The sequence below is a fragment of the Thiomonas sp. FB-Cd genome (assembly GCF_000733775.1).
GTDB lineage: Bacteria > Pseudomonadota > Gammaproteobacteria > Burkholderiales > Burkholderiaceae_C > Thiomonas_A.
In genome coordinates, this window is record NZ_JPOE01000002.1 from 2,394,327 (window position 1) to 2,408,823 (window position 14,497).

The 14,497-nt window shown below is 63.0% G+C and carries 17 protein-coding genes and 1 pseudogene; 11 read left to right on the forward strand and 7 right to left on the reverse strand.

The features are described from left to right. The first annotated feature begins 14 nt into the window (after positions 1 to 14). From CD04_RS0111565 to CD04_RS0111610, 9 genes are all read left to right on the forward strand, one after another. Entirely contained in the window at positions 15 to 311 is a 297-nt protein-coding gene (locus tag CD04_RS0111565) for a hypothetical protein (RefSeq protein ID WP_051849131.1), read from the forward strand. Continuing rightward, the gene (locus tag CD04_RS0111570) at positions 308 to 649 is read left to right on the forward strand and encodes a helix-turn-helix transcriptional regulator (RefSeq protein WP_031406935.1); all 342 of its coding nucleotides are present in this window, start codon (positions 308 to 310) and stop codon (positions 647 to 649) included. The genes CD04_RS0111565 and CD04_RS0111570 overlap by 4 nt, the downstream gene beginning before the upstream one ends. A 41-nt stretch (positions 650 to 690) precedes the next feature. Continuing rightward, positions 691 to 1,827, forward strand: coding sequence for a GTP 3',8-cyclase MoaA (gene moaA / locus CD04_RS0111575; protein ID WP_031406937.1), 1,137 nt, complete (start codon positions 691 to 693; stop codon positions 1,825 to 1,827). Positions 1,828 to 1,831: 4 nt separating this feature from the next. Next, complete coding sequence (glp, locus tag CD04_RS0111580) at positions 1,832 to 3,127, forward strand: gephyrin-like molybdotransferase Glp (RefSeq protein ID WP_031406939.1); 1,296 nt, start codon at positions 1,832 to 1,834, stop codon at positions 3,125 to 3,127. A 136-nt stretch (positions 3,128 to 3,263) separates the two neighbouring features. Continuing rightward, positions 3,264 to 3,758 (forward strand): Rrf2 family transcriptional regulator, encoded by a 495-nt coding sequence (locus CD04_RS0111585; RefSeq protein ID WP_031406941.1) that lies wholly within the window; start codon positions 3,264 to 3,266, stop codon positions 3,756 to 3,758. After that, positions 3,758 to 4,651, forward strand: a complete 894-nt coding sequence (locus CD04_RS0111590; RefSeq protein ID WP_031406943.1) for a Crp/Fnr family transcriptional regulator — start codon at positions 3,758 to 3,760, stop codon at positions 4,649 to 4,651. Before CD04_RS0111585 ends, CD04_RS0111590 begins: the two co-directional genes overlap by 1 nt. A gap of 22 nt (positions 4,652 to 4,673) precedes the next feature. Continuing rightward, the gene (moaD, locus tag CD04_RS0111595) at positions 4,674 to 4,931 is read left to right on the forward strand and encodes a molybdopterin converting factor subunit 1 (RefSeq protein ID WP_031406945.1); all 258 of its coding nucleotides are present in this window, start codon (positions 4,674 to 4,676) and stop codon (positions 4,929 to 4,931) included. Between the two features lie 4 nt (positions 4,932 to 4,935). Beyond that, a complete protein-coding gene (locus CD04_RS0111600) occupies positions 4,936 to 5,487 on the forward strand; it encodes a molybdenum cofactor biosynthesis protein MoaE (RefSeq protein ID WP_051849132.1) in 552 nt (183 codons plus the stop codon). A gap of 475 nt (positions 5,488 to 5,962) precedes the next feature. Next, positions 5,963 to 6,763, forward strand: coding sequence for an MBL fold metallo-hydrolase (locus tag CD04_RS0111610; protein WP_031406949.1), 801 nt, complete (start codon positions 5,963 to 5,965; stop codon positions 6,761 to 6,763). Between the two features lie 324 nt (positions 6,764 to 7,087). Here CD04_RS0111610 and CD04_RS25250 read toward each other — a convergent pair whose 3' ends face one another. The 4 genes and pseudogenes from CD04_RS25250 to CD04_RS23745 form a co-directional block, all read right to left on the reverse strand. Next, positions 7,088 to 7,498, reverse strand: coding sequence for a CZB domain-containing protein (locus CD04_RS25250; RefSeq protein ID WP_369792827.1), 411 nt, complete (start codon positions 7,496 to 7,498; stop codon positions 7,088 to 7,090). A gap of 48 nt (positions 7,499 to 7,546) precedes the next feature. After that, a pseudogene (locus CD04_RS25255) lies at positions 7,547 to 8,353 on the reverse strand (methyl-accepting chemotaxis protein); the annotation flags it as partial. 386 nt (positions 8,354 to 8,739) lie between these two features. Next, positions 8,740 to 9,231: a cytochrome c5 family protein gene (locus tag CD04_RS0111625; protein ID WP_197033091.1), complete on the reverse strand. Its 492-nt coding sequence runs from the start codon at positions 9,229 to 9,231 to the stop codon at positions 8,740 to 8,742. A 115-nt stretch (positions 9,232 to 9,346) separates the two neighbouring features. Then, a complete protein-coding gene (locus CD04_RS23745) occupies positions 9,347 to 9,559 on the reverse strand; it encodes a hypothetical protein (protein ID WP_141202306.1) in 213 nt (70 codons plus the stop codon). A 660-nt stretch (positions 9,560 to 10,219) separates the two neighbouring features. Between CD04_RS23745 and CD04_RS0111635 the strand changes: the two genes are divergently transcribed. Then, positions 10,220 to 10,783 (forward strand): CoxG family protein, encoded by a 564-nt coding sequence (locus CD04_RS0111635; protein ID WP_031406958.1) that lies wholly within the window; start codon positions 10,220 to 10,222, stop codon positions 10,781 to 10,783. Next, complete coding sequence (locus CD04_RS0111640; protein WP_031406960.1) at positions 10,780 to 11,175, forward strand: thioredoxin family protein; 396 nt, start codon at positions 10,780 to 10,782, stop codon at positions 11,173 to 11,175. Before CD04_RS0111635 ends, CD04_RS0111640 begins: the two co-directional genes overlap by 4 nt. A gap of 120 nt (positions 11,176 to 11,295) precedes the next feature. Here the strand turns inward: CD04_RS0111640 and CD04_RS0111645 are convergent, their stop codons facing one another. The 3 genes from CD04_RS0111645 to CD04_RS0111655 are packed head-to-tail and all read right to left on the reverse strand — an operon-like array spanning position 11,296 to position 14,480. Then, a complete protein-coding gene (locus CD04_RS0111645) occupies positions 11,296 to 12,582 on the reverse strand; it encodes an arsenic transporter (RefSeq protein WP_031406962.1) in 1,287 nt (428 codons plus the stop codon). A gap of 4 nt (positions 12,583 to 12,586) precedes the next feature. After that, positions 12,587 to 13,069, reverse strand: a complete 483-nt coding sequence (locus CD04_RS0111650; protein WP_031406964.1) for a CBS domain-containing protein — start codon at positions 13,067 to 13,069, stop codon at positions 12,587 to 12,589. After that, a complete protein-coding gene (locus tag CD04_RS0111655) occupies positions 13,056 to 14,480 on the reverse strand; it encodes an FAD-dependent oxidoreductase (RefSeq protein ID WP_156030243.1) in 1,425 nt (474 codons plus the stop codon). The genes CD04_RS0111650 and CD04_RS0111655 overlap by 14 nt, the downstream gene beginning before the upstream one ends. Positions 14,481 to 14,497: the final 17 nt, after the last annotated feature.

Here is a 14,497-nt window from a genome sequence, read left to right on the forward strand (position 1 = left end):
GCACGGAGATTTCGATGCAGACATCACCCCGAAAAACCACCCACCAAGTCGTGTATTTCGCCCAGAGTTTTCACCGCGGCGAGCCCGACCAGCGCAGCATGGTGCTGGCCATCGGCTCCCAAGGCTATGTCGAAACCGCAGCGCGCGCGCACCGTGATTTGCATCCCGAGGACGGCGTTGCCGTCTATCGGGCACTCATGGACGAGCCCACACCGATGAGCTATCGCCTTGTGGACTACTTCAGTTCCGAGCTCGGCGAAGCCTGGCATGAGGGTTTCGCCCCGCACTACCAGCATGGATTGCTCGAGTGACGCACGCCCCGCAGATTTTTGCCAACACCCTCGCGACGACCGACCAGGCCCAAGAAGGTGACGCACTGGAGGCGGTGTTCCAGGAGGCCGCCGAACTCTTCGCAGCCCTCGCTTGCCCGACGCGGTTGCAGATCGTCTGCCAGTTGCGCCACGGCGACCAGACCGTGCATGGACTGGTTGACTGCATTGACAGTTCCCAACCCAATATCTCGGGCCATCTGCGCCTGCTCAGACAGGCCGGCATCGTGCGCCGCGAGCGTAGCGGGCGACAGGTCACGTACCGCCTGAGCAGCACACTGGCCGACGCCTTGTGCGCAGCAGTCTGCATCGTCAACTGAGATGCCGCACGCGCTGCATCCATCCCGCCCTCAGCCCCTGTATGTCCGAGCGAACCATTCCCATCGTCGATCACCGCTACGCCTCCAGCGTGCCGGCCGTTCCCGCGCACTCCCACGCGCCCGGTGCGCTGCTGGCCGACAAGTTGGGCCGGCCGCTGCACGATCTGCGCATCTCCATCACCGATCGCTGCAATTTCCGCTGCACCTATTGCATGCCGAAAGAGGCGTTCGACGCGCATTACGAATTCCTGCGCCACGCCGATCTGCTGCGCTTCGAGGAAATCGAGCGCCTGGCGCGCGTGTTCGTCAGCTTGGGCGTGCGCAAACTGCGCATCACCGGCGGTGAGCCGCTGCTGCGCAAGGGCGTGGAGGACCTGGTGGCCATGCTCGCCGCCATCCGCACGCCGGACGGCGAGCCGGTGGAACTGACCATGACCACCAACGCCTCCATCCTCGCGCGCAAGGCCGAAGCACTGGCGCGGGCCGGTTTGCACCGCGTGACCGTGAGCCTGGACGCCATTGACGACGCCGTCTTCCGCCGCATGAACGATATGGACTTCCCGCTGCAAACCGTGCTGGAAGGCATCGCCGCGGCGCAGGCCGCCGGACTGCGTCCGGTGAAGGTGAACATGGTGGTGCAGCGCGGTGTGAACGACGACCAGATTCTGCCCATGATCGAGCATTTCCGCGGCAGCGGCGTGGTGCTGCGCTTCATCGAATTCATGGACGTGGGCAACACCAACGGCTGGCGCATGGATCAGGTCCTGCCCTCGGCCGAGTTGCTGGCGCGCATTGCCCAGCGCCACCCGCTGCACGCGCTCGACCCCACCGTGCTGGGCGAAACCGCCGAGCGCTGGCTGCTGGACGACGGCAGCCTTGAAATTGGCGCCATCTCCAGCGTCACCCAGGCCTTTTGCCACGACTGCAACCGCGCCCGCTTGTCGATGGAAGGCAAGCTCTACCTTTGCCTCTTCGCCAGCCACGGCCACGACCTGCGCGCCCTGCTGCGCGGCGACGCGCAGCAGGGCATACAACAGGCGAGCGACGCCGACTTGCAGGCCGCCCTCGCCCAGGTCTGGAGCCGGCGTGACGATCGCTATTCCGAGTTGCGCGGGTTTGATGGCGCAGGCTTGCTGCAGGCCGTGCGCAAGCCCGAGATGTTTGCCATCGGAGGGTGAGCGCATGTCCGCAAGCCTGACGTTTCCTGATCTCGCCGCCGTCGTCTGTTGCGTCGGCAGCTACGACCCCGACGCCCTGCGCGTCGATCAGGTGCAGGACATCATCGCCTGTTTTGTACGCTCCGTGCGCACCGCCGAGCGCGTCGATATTCGCGCCGCGCTCGGGCGCGTGCTCGCCGCAGACGTCATCGCTCCGTTCGACGTGCCCTCGCACGACAACGCCGGCATGGACGGCTACGCGCTGCGCGGCGCCGATCTGGCGGCCGGCGGCGCGGCGGCGCCCACAGTTGTCGGCAAAGGTTTGGCCGGCCATGCCTACACCGGCGCCGTGCCGAGCGGCGCCTGCGTGCGCATCATGACCGGCGCCGTCATGCCCGAAGGCTGCGACACCGTCGTGCCGCAGGAATTCGTGCGCTTGGAAGGCGACGTCGTGCACATCCCTGCAGGCGTGCTCAAGCCAGGCGACAACGCCCGCCAGCGTGGTGAAGACCTGCGCGCCGGTCAACCCGCACTGGCTGTGGGCAAGCTGCTGCGCCCGGCCGATATCGGGCTGGTTGCATCGCTCGGCTTACCTGAAGTAATGGTGTGGCGCAAGCTGCGCGTGGCCTTCATGTCCACTGGGGATGAACTGCGCAGCCTGGGCGAGCCACCCGCGCAAGGCAGCGTGTACGACAGCAATCGCTACACCCTCTGGGCCATGCTCACGCGCCTGGGCTGCGACGTGCTCGACCTCGGCGTGGTGCGCGACGATCCCGCGCTGCTCGAAGCCGCGCTGCGCCAGGTTTGCGAAAACGCCGACGCCGTCATCACCTCCGGCGGTGTGTCGGTAGGCGAAGCCGACCATTTGCGCGCCGTCATGGCCAAACTCGGCGACGTAGCCTTCTGGCGCATCGCGATGCGCCCGGGACGTCCAATGGCTTTCGGCCGCATCGCCAGCGGGGTGCACACAGCGGTGCTGTTCGGCCTGCCGGGCAACCCGGTGGCGGTCATGGTGACCTTTTACGCCTTCGTGCGCGAGGCGCTGCTGCGCATGATGGGCGCTAGCCCCAAGCCGCAGCCACTGCTGCCGGTGCGCGCACTGCATGCGATCCGCAAGCGCCCGGGCCGCACCGAATACCAACGCGCCGTGCTCGAGGCCCAAGCGGACGGCGGCTGGGGAGCACGCACCACTGGCGATCAGGGCTCTGGCATCCTACGCTCGATGAGCGCGGCACACGGCCTGCTGGTGCTGCCCCACGACCAGGGTGGCATCGACGCCGGGAAGATGGTCGATTTCCTGCCGTTCGAAGGGCTGGTGTGATGCGAATCTTGCAAACGCGTCGCGGCCAGCGTCTCGTGGAATCGGTGTCCGTTTGGCTGTGGGCGAGACAAGAGGGTTTCCCGCGGACAAGATCGCGCGTCGAGCGTGTCCTGGGGCAAACATGCGGAGGCGACGGATGAAACCGACCCACCAGGAACAGCTTGCACTCGAGGTGATGTTGGCTCTGGCCAGGGCGCGCAGTGGGTCCACCAGCGTGCGGGATCTCGGAGCGGCGCTGCAGATGGCCCCGTCCACCCTGAAAACCTTGTTCGAGCGCTTGATGGACGCAGGACTGCTGCGCTGCAAGTCCGCCCCTGATGATTGTTATGGGCTGGCACGCGCGCCACGTTGGATCACCGCGGCGGATATCGTCCTGGCGAGCCAACAAGGGCCTGGTGAGGCCGCCCATGGCCGGCTGATCGGAGCGCGGAACCGGGCCAGCCTGGAGGCCACCGCCTTGCGGGCACTCGAGACGGCCTTGAATCGCTGCAGCCTGGAGTTTTTACAAGCGATCACGCTGCAGGATCTTGCTCGGGGTGCGCCATGTTGCGGGAAGACGCGTTCCCATGCGCTGCAGGCTGTGCCAAGGCATCGCCGCTTTGTCGCAAGCCAACCCGGAGCGCGAACGTGATGAGCCGACAGCACGAGAGTGAGGGCGTACGCAAGGGTTGCGCCCAATGCCACCAATGCGCAATACGCGCACAGTGCATCTTCAAGCATTGGCCCCTGGAGGAGCTGAACGCTGTTGCCGAGAATATTGACGACGTGCAATACGGCCCACGGCAAGTACTCTACGAGCCTGGGAAGCGCGGCGACCATGTTTACGTGATCCGCACCGATCTCGTCACGCTGGCTTGCATCGAACCCGACGGCCAGCGCCGGATCTCCCGGGTCGCCAAACGCGGGGACGTGATCGGACTGGAGAGTCTGGTCACCCAGCCCTTTCTGCATCGGGCTTCGTCCGTCAAAACCGTGCGGGTCTGCCGCATCCCCATCACACGGCTCCAGGACAAGGACGCAGGGCGGTGCGATGGGGGTCTGGACATGATGGAGCGTTGGCATCGCGCCCTGCAGCAGGCGGACGACTGGTCCTGCCTCTACGGGGGGCAGCGCCCCGTTGTGCCCCGGATGGCGCAATTGATCTTGGCGCTGACGGATCCGCCGTGGAGCGAGACGCTGTTGCTGCCCAAGCTGGACGATCTGGCTGCCCTGCTCGGCGTGGCGATGGAGTCGGCCAGCAGAGCCTTGTCTCAACTCAGGCAGCGCGGTTGGCTTGTGCGGCTGGGGCACGGCCGCTACGCCATCGAACGCGATGCGCTGGATGCCTATGTGCAGGTCCGAAAGCCGCTTTCGGCCCGGCAGCGCCGCGCGGGTATTGCGTCTGGCGCCAAGAGGCCGCAAGCTGAAGCGGGCTCTACTCCGGCCACGCAGGCATCATCCCTGCCCACCGTTCCTCACCGCCGGTCCGGCGGTCAATTTGTCGGCATGGATCATGCACCCGTGCAGAACCGGCATCTGCCTTGATTTCCTTATCCTGGAGGTTCCCATGAACATCACGGTTCGATACTTTGCCCATGTGCGCGAGTGCCTCGGCACGGGCCGGGAAGACCATGAACTGCCGGAGCAGATTCGCACCCTGGGTGAGATGCGCGCCTGGCTGATGACACGCAGTGAGCGCCACGCAGAGGCGCTGGATTCCGCGCGGCCCTTGCGCATGGCCTGCAACCAGACGATGGGGGATACTCAGACCGAGCTGCAGGCCGGATGCGAAGTGGCATTTTTCCCGCCGGTCACCGGGGGGTGAGGCCGTGAACACCCTTCGCATCCAGTCTGAAGTCTTCGATGCCGGCGCTGAGCTGCGCGCATTGCGCGAGACCCGACGCGACATCGGCGCGGTGGTCTGCTTCGAGGGCGTGTGCCGCGACAGTCATCCGGAACAGGGTGCAGCGTCGGCCGACGTGCAGGCGATGGAACTCGAGCACTATCCGGGAATGACCGAGCAATCCATCGCGGCGATGGTGGCCGAGGCGCAAAGCCGCTGGTCCTTGCTCGGCGTCACCGTGATCCATCGCGTCGGCCGTTTGTTGCCTGGGGACCCGATCGTCCTCGTGCTGGTGGCCAGCGTGCATCGCGCTGCGGCATTTTGCGCCGGGGAATTCTTGATGGACTATGTCAAAACGCAAGCCCCGTTCTGGAAAAAGGAAACCACAACGCTGGGCCCGGCTTGGGTCGATGCCCGCGAAAGCGATGACACGGCACTGCAACGCTGGGGGATCGACGCGCGGAATGCATCGACAGGTCACCGTGCCAATGCGCAAAATATCGAGCAGGGCGCAGCGCCTGGATCACGACATGAGTGACGCAAATGGCCCTCGATCTTGTCCTGAAGCGTCGTGAAAGATGTTTGACCGGTTTCCGATGCGATCGGCCCTGAGCATTCTTCGACTCGATCCGTCTCGCCAAGCTACGGGATCGACCCGATTGTCGATTGGGCCGAGAAACCAGCCGAGCGATGATGGCCCGGCAGCTTGGAACGTCGAAACACCGGGGGGCGTGTGATGTGCAGGAAGAAGCGCAGCGATATCGACGAAACATTGGATCGCGCTCTTCGGCGCAGCACTTGGTCGCCCGACCACCCGGAAGCCGTTGATCCCGACCATTCGGGAGGGCGTCACCGGTGGGCCCGATGGGCGCATGGCCTGATGCGCTGGCTCCGTACCCGGCATGCTTCCAGCGGCCGTGTTGCAAGCCGAAAATGAAATGCACCCATTCGCCCGCCTTGCCATTCCAATGATGAAGGACGCGCAGCCTCCCGTTCTCCACTCGCGGTGATCCATGTCCATCGAACTCTACAAAGATCCGAACCACGCCTGCGTGATGTTCACCGACCTCGTGCCCGAAGAGGCCGAGGCGGTGCAGGCCAACCAGTTCCTGATCGTCGACCATGGTGAGGGCGTCATTCTCGACCCCGGCGGCAACATGACGTACAACGAGCTGAGCCTGGCCATGCGCAAGACCATCGCGCCGCACAAGCTCGACTACATCCTGGCCTCGCACGCCGACCCCGACATCATCGCCTCGCTGGACCGCTGGATGACCTCGACCCAGGCCAAGCTGGTCATCTCCAGGCTGTGGGCGCGCTTCGCGCCGCATTTCTGCAAGCTCGGCAAGACGGACGACCGCGTCATCGCCGTTCCCGACGAGGGCGGACGGCTGCGCTTCGGTCGTACCGAACTCTGGCTGCTGCCAGCGCATTTCATGCATGCCGAAGGCAATTTCCAGTTCTACGATCCGGTGAGCAAGATCCTATTCTCGGGCGACCTGGGCGTATCGCTCGTCAGCGGGGAGAAAGCTTCGCACTTCCTGGAAAGTCTGACCCCCATGCCGCCGGGCATGGAAGCCTTCCACCGCCGCTATATGGTGAGCAACAAGATTCTGAAGCTGTGGGTGCGTATGGTGCGCGAACTCGACATCGGCATGATCGTGCCGCAGCACGGCGCGCCGATGAAGGGAGCCGCGATCGTCCAGTTGCTGGACTGGCTGGACGAACTGGCTTGCGGCATCGACCTGATGAGTGCCGCTCACTACCAGATTCCTAAACTGGAATTGAGCCCCTTGATTCGTCTGGGTTCATAGGCAAAATCAGAGAGCGAAGACGTCGAACTTGGGTGCACACATTCCTCGACGCGTTGGCCTATCACGGGAGGTCATTGCACCATCGACCTCGCTAACAGCCCCTCTGAGCCATTTCATCGTCGCGGGATCTGCAGGACAGCAAACTGGCGTTCTGGCATGCACGCGTACATGGGGGAGGGGCAGGATGCCGCGAGCAAGGAACTGACACGGCTGTTGGTTGAACAGGTGGGTTTTGAGGCAGTCGATGGAGGTCGAGGACCCACTCAAGGATCCGACTGATCCAGTCTTGAGCTTCATTGGGCTCATTGCTGAGCGGGTCATTCCTCAGGCATGTTCACCAGCAATCTGCTTGGAATGGGTCGTCGTTTGACGACCAATGTCGCTGCCCAGGATATGGAGCTTTTCCAGAACGTCTGCTTGAGCGTCCAACAGCGTGGTCGACAATCGGATCACCTCGGCGCGGTGATTGCTTTGGGCCGATTGCAAGATCTGGCGCGCTACGGTATGGAGCTGGGCATGGATGGGCTCGATTGCGCGGAAGGCCGCGAGATCTCCGAACGTCGCCTTGCCTTGCGCGTCATACCATTGACCAAACGCACACTGGTGATGATTGGACACGTCCTCTGTTGGCATGGTGGACGGGCTCCGATCGGCTTCGGCCAGAATCTTGACAACGAAGTTTTTGTGATCATCCTCCGCAGCCTTGAGCAGCATTTGCGTGGCGAGCCTTTGCATGTCTCGGACCTGACCCTGCAACTTGGACACGATGACATCAACGGCCGCCAGCTCCTTCCTGGACTGGCTGCTGGCGCTTCCGATGCGGTGTACCTGCCCGGCCATGGTTTCGGTGTTGGTTTCAATGCGGACGGTGGCATCCTGCACCTGGCGCGCGAGGTTGCGAACCTCATCAGCCACCACTGCAAAGCCGCGTCCGGCCTCGCCGGCGCGTGCTGCCTCGATAGCGGCGTTCAATGCCAGCAGATTGGTCTGATAGGAAATTTTGCGAATATCGTGAACCAAAAGAGCGATGGACTTCATCTGGTCGTTCAGCTCGGTGACCGAGCGCTCGTTGTCCATCATCACCGCATCCACCTTGCGGATGGCTTGGTCGACCGCTTGCATCGACTCACCAACTTCCGACTCGGCACGGGAGAGCGCTCCCAAGGTTGCCTTGAGTCGCTCGTTGAGCTGCACGGCTTCACGTCGGGCAGAGATATTGCGCAAACTGGCATGCAGGCAGCAGACTTGGCTCTGCGGGTCGCGAACGACCGCAATCACGACGGAAAACAGGAAAGTCCCGATTTCCACTTGCTGGCGAAGAGCGTCACGAGTTCCGCTGGCCACGTCCCGCAAGGCCATGCGCATCTCATCTCCCCTGCCGCAGATCGGCCACAAAGGGGCGCCGATGACCTGACGCGGTTCAATCCCACCGAGTGCGGGTTTGAACATGTCGGCGAAACGCTCGAATGTGCTTTGCGCCGTGGGATTGGCATAGAAAATGGGAAAGTCCCCTTCGGCATCGGCCAGAAGATCCAGCGTTTCCAGGCTCTGCAAGGCTTGTTCGAGAAAATGGCGTGTGGTGTGATCCATGACAAAGATTTCGGGGGCAGTGGTCGAATCAATCGGGGACGATATTCTCGGCCGTCGATCGGCCCACCCACCCCGCCGTCTCTCGGTGTCCGGTGGCCGCAGCGGTCGCACGCGCAAGATCGCGCAGTCTGTCCAGACTCGCCAGAAACCTCATCCACACATCATGGTGACAGCCCCCTGAGTTGGCATGTAGGCCTCTCAACATGTCTGCCTGCTGTCTGAGTTCGCTGACGGCTTCAATCAGGGGCAAGGTGTCGATCTCGCAGCCTAGAGAGGCATGCCGGATGTACTCGCTGACGGTCAGGCTGTGAGACGAGGCGAGATTGATCAGTCTCTGGTGATCGGAGGCTTCCAGTTGGATCGTAAATCGGCGTGGTCGCCGCACATCACCTCGAGACACGATTGTTCTTGTACCTGTCCTCTGGCTTGCCCGTCAGATTCTTGGAGGGTCGATTTTGTGGCGGAGCCAACGACGCAAGCATGAAGTCCACGGCAGCCTTCACATCGGCGTCGCTGGCATGGGATCCGCCGCGTGGCGGCATCACGCCCGCACTGCCGGAGTAGCCGTGGATGGCGTGCTCATCAAGAACATCGATACCCTTGGCGAGATGCGGTTGCCAACTCCATGCGTCCCCAAGCTTGGGAGCGCCGGAGTGCTGGGCAAATTGGATGGCCTGTTGCAAAGACGTCAATTTCGAATCGACCCATGGCCGATCCGACGCCACGGGGCCGTGGCAGGCGCTACACACCTGTTTGTACAAAGCCGCGCCGCGCGCAAGGACCTTTTCGCTCGCGTTGACATGAATCGTGACCGACGCTGTACTCGCCGACTTGGAGGGGACTTGGGTCGCCGGTTCCCCTGCCGCAGATGCCTGCATCAGAGCGAGCAGGGAAACGGCAGCCACAGCAAACGAAGACGAAAAACAAACTCTCATCCTGAAGACATCGCGCAATGATGGACTCATTGGGTTTGCAGACGGTTTTGCCGTGATCTCAATTTTGTGCGCTGGATGTTTTGGGCGACATTTTCGGAGTGGCTGTGAAAAATGCAAATGCCGCGATGAATAATGAAAAACCAAGTGCCAGGAATGGAAGATTGTGGGTCATTCCGTGCATCCATCCCCCAGACCAACTCAGAGTCGCACCTAAAAAGATGGCAAACCCGACGAGAAGACTGATCATTCCATAAAGATGATGTTTTTTCAAAATAAATCTCCTTGAACAAGTTTCAAAAAGGTTTTCCCTGCCCCTGGGATAAACCGGCGAATTGAGCCCGTGGTGGTCCCGCCTTCGCCCTGGCCTTTGCCGAAGATTCCATGGACTCGACGCAAGGAAGCGCTCTGGGCCACGCAACCTGGCGCGCCTGTGGCAACCCACCCCATACGTCGTTGAGGATTCATGGCTTGCCCTCATGCATCCTCGTGCAAGACTTTATTGGGCCACACCGACTCCAGCTATTAGGGAAAGTCTGCATAAGCCGTGGCTGATATTGGGGCAACATACACGGTTGATCTTGCTGCGTCACAAACGCATGGGAAAGGGGGCGGCCTCAAATCTGAAGTGCAACACCCCAAGCCTGGGTGGCTTCAAGAGCGCAAAAACCACGTCGTACCCGTGCGCCTGCGACGGACTCGTTTACTCAGACAAGTATCGGAACGATGCATCATGGAGTTTGCCCGGACAAACGATGGGATTTTCCAGCCGGGCTGATCGTGCCGAACACATATTCTTGACTTGAATCAAGATCGCTGCATTTGAAAATACTTAGCGTGGAAAATGGAAACGCGTCGGTCGTTTGCCATAGTTGGTCAGATCCCTCCGAACAATCGATCCCGCTTCCCCGTCAATCATGTCGAGACATCACCCATGGACGTCCAAGGCAAACGCCACATTCCCCTGACTCCTGCGCAAACCTGGGAGGCGCTCAACGCGACCCGGATGCTGAAGGCGTGCATTCCAGGTTGCGAGTGGGTGACGCAGACTGGCGAGGGGCAGTTCGAAGTCGTGCAGGTGCTCGATATCGCCGGCTACAAGACGCGTTTCTCCAGTACGCTGACGCTCGAGGACGTGAACCCGCCGCACAGCTATGTGCTGCGCTTCGAAGGCAATGGCGGCAATGCCGGTTTCGGCATCGGCCGCGCGCTCATCGCGCTGCAGCCCAGCGACGGCGGGACGCGGATGAACTATCAGGCCAGCGCCGAGGTGGGCGGCGCCATCGCGCAGATGGGACAGAGTGCGGTGGATCAGGCCGTCAAGGGCTTGATCGAGGAGTTCTTCAACCGCTTCGAGCGCAATGTGCGCGGCGAGGCGGCCGGCCAGACCCCGGGCAGCATGGTCGAGCGCCTGTGGTTCATGATGCCGCCCTGGGCCTGGGCCATTTCCACGCTGGTGGCCGTGTTCATCCTCTACTGGGGCGTCATGCAGTCGTGAACGCGCAGGCGATATCCGCCGCAGACCGCGAGCCAACCTCTGGACCCTTGATCGTGGCCTGCCTGTGTGCGCAGTGGTGCGTCGCGTGCAACCTGTGGCAGGCCAATTTCCGGGCATTGGCGCAGCGCATCCCACGAGCCAGGATGCTGTGGGTGGATGTGGAGGATGCGCATGCCGTGCTGGGCGACTACGAGGTGGAGAACTTTCCCACCCTCATCGTGCAGCGGGGCCCTTGGCTGCTGCATGGAGGCCCGCTGCCACCGCAGATTGGAGTGTGGATGCGTCTGGTCGAGGAATTCGTCCGCCTGTCCGCGGATGAGGCAGCGGCAGTGGCGGCCAAGCTGGCACAAACGCAACCCGAGCTGCCCGATCTTCGAGCTTTCGCGGAATAGGTTTCGCGCGTGGCAATGTCACTGTTCTCGGCATCGCCGATCGATGATGAGAACGGGTCTGGCTGTGCAACGCATGTTGCCATGGACCCGCTTCGTATCCTGGCACGTGCGATGAACGCTTCAAGCCAGACTCAGACGCAGTGCGAGCGCGGTCAGCGTGATCAGCAGGACGGGCACGGTCAGCAGGACACCCACCTTGAAGTAGTACCCCCAACCGATGGTCATGCCCTTGCGCGCGAGCACGTGCAGCCAGAGCAAGGTGGCCAGACTGCCGATGGGCGTGAACTTCGGCCCCAGATCACAGCCGATGACATTGGCATAGATCATGGCCTCGCGCACCGTGCCAGTGGCGTTCGTCGTCGCAACGGAGAGCGCACCCACAAGGACCGTTGGCATGTTGTTCATCACCGAGGAGAGGAATGCCGTCAGCACGCCCGTGCCAAACGCCGCGCCCCAGACACCATAGTTGGCGAAAACATTCAGCAGGTCCGCCAGATACCCAGTGATTCCGGCGTTGCGCAGGCCATACACCACCAGATACATCCCCAGCGAGAAAATGACGATCTGCCAGGGTGCTTCGCGCAACACCTTCCGGGTGCTGATGACATGGCCGCGCGCAGCCACGCCGAGGAGCAGCAGCGCACCGAAGACCGCGACGGCGCTGACCGGCACACCTAGCGGTTCAAGACCAAAGTACCCGAGCAGCAGGAGCGCCAGCACCACCCACCCGATGCGGAACGTGGCCGGATCGTGAATGGCCTCCTGCGGCTGTTTGAGCTGCGCCATGTCGTATTGGGCGGGGATGCTGGGCCGGAAATAGAGCAGCAGCACGACCAAGCTGGCGGCGATCGCGGCGATATCCACCGGGACCATGATCGCGGCGTATGCGTTGAAGCCGATGTTGAAGAAATTGGCCGAGACGATATTGACCAGGTTGGACACCATCAACGGCAGGCTGGATGTATCGGCGATGAAGCCGGCGGCCATGACGAAAGCCAGTGTTGCCGCCGGACTGAACCCGAGCGCCAGCAGCATCGCCATCACGATCGGCGTCAGAATCAGCGCTGCGCCGTCATTGGCGAACAAGGCCGCCACGGCTGCGCCCAGCAGGACCAGGAAGGCGAAGAGTCCGCGCCCGTTGCCGCGCCCCCAACGTGCCACACGCAGCGCCGCCCACTCGAAAAAGCCGGCTTCATCGAGCAACAGGCTGATGATGATGGTGGCGACGAAAGTAATGGTGGCGTTCCAAACGATGTGCCAAACCGCCGGAATATCGGCGAGATGAATCACGCCGGTCAGAAGGGCGGCAATGGCGCCGAAAGTCGCGCTCCAGCCGATGCCCAGCCCGCGCGGTTGCCAGATCACCAAGACGAGCGTGGCGATGAAGATCAGCAGTGCGATCAGCATCGGCTCAGTTCTTGCGCATGGGGTTGAAGGCATCCGGGCCGCTGTTGGCCAGGCGCTTGACCAGATCGAAGCGCGAGATCATGCCGACCAGCCGTTCGTGCTCGATCACCGGCAGGGACTTGATGCTGTGATCCACCAGCAGACGCGCGGCCACGGTGACATGGTCTTCGGGTGCCACGGTGAGGACTTCCCGCGTCATGACCTGCGCGGCCGTGCGGCCCTCGGCCTTGTCCGGCTCCGGCGTACGCCGGCGAAACACGGAGCGGTAGAAGTTCTCCTTCCAGACCGATTCGCGCGGCTCCAACCGCTCGTCGGCCGCACGATGCACCAGGTCGCCCTCGGTCACGAGGCCGAGCAGGTGTCCCTCGGCATCGGTCACCGGAACGCCGTTGATGCGGTGCTCGATCAAGATGCGGGCGATCTCCGCCACGGGCGTCTCCGGTGCGATCCGGATCGGGTTCGGGGTCATCAGGTCACGGACTTTCATGCTGTGTTCCTTTCTCAAGATTTGTGGGTCGATCGGCGGTGAACGACTTGTCAGCACCGGTTTTCACCGCGCTCATCCAGGCCTGCGCCCCCATCTGCACCGGGTCCCAGGGGCTGCTGAACGGAGGTGTGTAGCTGAGATCGAGATCGTTCAAGTCTTCGACGCCCATGCCGTGGAACAGGGCTGCTGCGAACACGTCGATGCGTTTCGACACCTCCGAACGCCAGTGGCCGAGGATCTGCGCGCCGAGGAGACGACCAGTGCGGCGATCGCCGGTCACCCGGATGCGGAGCTTATGCGCGCCTGGGTAATAGGCCTTGTGATCCCAGGTTTCGATCTCGAGGGTGACGGGATCGAAGCCGGCCGTGCGCGCCTCAGCTTCGCACAAGCCCGTCCGTGCGATCGCCAACTCGAACACCTTCACGGTCTGGCTGCCGACCGAGCCCGCGAAAGAGCGCTCTCCGCCCACCGCGTTCTCGCCGGCCACACGGCCCTGTTTGTGCGCGGTCGTCCCAAGCGGCAGGTACACCGGTCGCTGGAGGATCCGATGCCAGGTCTCGACGCAGTCGCCGGCGGCCCCGATGCCGGGGATCGTGGTTTCCATGCGCTGCGTGACGCGGATGGCGCCCGAGGGCCCCAGTGCAATCCCAGCCGTGGCGGCAAGGGTGGTGTCAGGGCGCACGCCGGTGGCGACCAGCACCAGATCGGCAGTGGCGGCAAACCCGCCCGAACCCGACACCGTAAGACCGCGCCGGTTGCCGGCGGCTTCGATGCGCTCGACGGTGCAACCGGCTACGACCCGCACGCCATGGCGTGACAACTCCTCCCCGATCAGTCTGCCGAACGACGGATCGACGCTTGGGAACACGGGATCGGTATGGCTCACGAGTGTGACATCGATCCCCCGATGCCGCAGCGCGTCGGCCATCTCCACGCCGATATAGCCCGCGCCGACGATGAGGGCCGAACGCGCTTCGCCCGTCGTGAGATGGTGATGGACCGCGAAGCTGTCCGCCATGGTGTGCAGGCCATAAACGCCGGGGAGATCGAGGCCGGGTAACCCTTGGGGACGGACTGGGACGGCACCGGTGGCGATGATCAGGTGGTCATAGCGCATCGTCTCCGCACGGCCGTTCGCCCCGCGCACGACATCGACCCTCTTTCCCGCGGGATGAATCGACACGACCCGACGGTTCGTCAGGATGTCGATGCCGTCGAACGCGGTGCGATGGGCGAGTTGCCGGTGATCCGGCGTCTCGCCGCTGAGGTAGAAGGGCAGGCCGCAGATGCTGTAGTTCGGGTACGCGTCGGCCAACAGGACGGATATCTCGGCTCGGGGATCGATCTCGTGAGCCCGCAATGCCGCGCTGATGCCCGCATCGCTGCCGCCGATGATGAGCAGGCGCGTCATACTTGTTCCTTTTCCAG

Coding starts and splice junctions, on each gene's coding strand:
- CD04_RS0111625 (WP_197033091.1), bottom strand. CDS start 9,231: ATGCAGGCATCTGCGGCAGGGGAACCGGCGACCCAAGTCCCCTCCAAG.
- CD04_RS0111565 (WP_051849131.1), top strand. CDS start 15: ATGCAGACATCACCCCGAAAAACCACCCACCAAGTCGTGTATTTCGCC.
- CD04_RS0111610 (WP_031406949.1), top strand. CDS start 5,963: ATGTCCATCGAACTCTACAAAGATCCGAACCACGCCTGCGTGATGTTC.
- CD04_RS0111645 (WP_031406962.1), bottom strand. CDS start 12,582: ATGCTGATCGCACTGCTGATCTTCATCGCCACGCTCGTCTTGGTGATC.
- CD04_RS0111590 (WP_031406943.1), top strand. CDS start 3,758: ATGAGCCGACAGCACGAGAGTGAGGGCGTACGCAAGGGTTGCGCCCAA.
- CD04_RS0111635 (WP_031406958.1), top strand. CDS start 10,220: ATGGACGTCCAAGGCAAACGCCACATTCCCCTGACTCCTGCGCAAACC.
- glp (WP_031406939.1), top strand. CDS start 1,832: ATGTCCGCAAGCCTGACGTTTCCTGATCTCGCCGCCGTCGTCTGTTGC.
- CD04_RS0111585 (WP_031406941.1), top strand. CDS start 3,264: ATGAAACCGACCCACCAGGAACAGCTTGCACTCGAGGTGATGTTGGCT.
- CD04_RS0111650 (WP_031406964.1), bottom strand. CDS start 13,069: ATGAAAGTCCGTGACCTGATGACCCCGAACCCGATCCGGATCGCACCG.
- CD04_RS0111655 (WP_156030243.1), bottom strand. CDS start 14,480: ATGACGCGCCTGCTCATCATCGGCGGCAGCGATGCGGGCATCAGCGCG.
- moaD (WP_031406945.1), top strand. CDS start 4,674: ATGAACATCACGGTTCGATACTTTGCCCATGTGCGCGAGTGCCTCGGC.
- moaA (WP_031406937.1), top strand. CDS start 691: ATGTCCGAGCGAACCATTCCCATCGTCGATCACCGCTACGCCTCCAGC.
- CD04_RS25250 (WP_369792827.1), bottom strand. CDS start 7,498: ATGCAAAGGCTCGCCACGCAAATGCTGCTCAAGGCTGCGGAGGATGAT.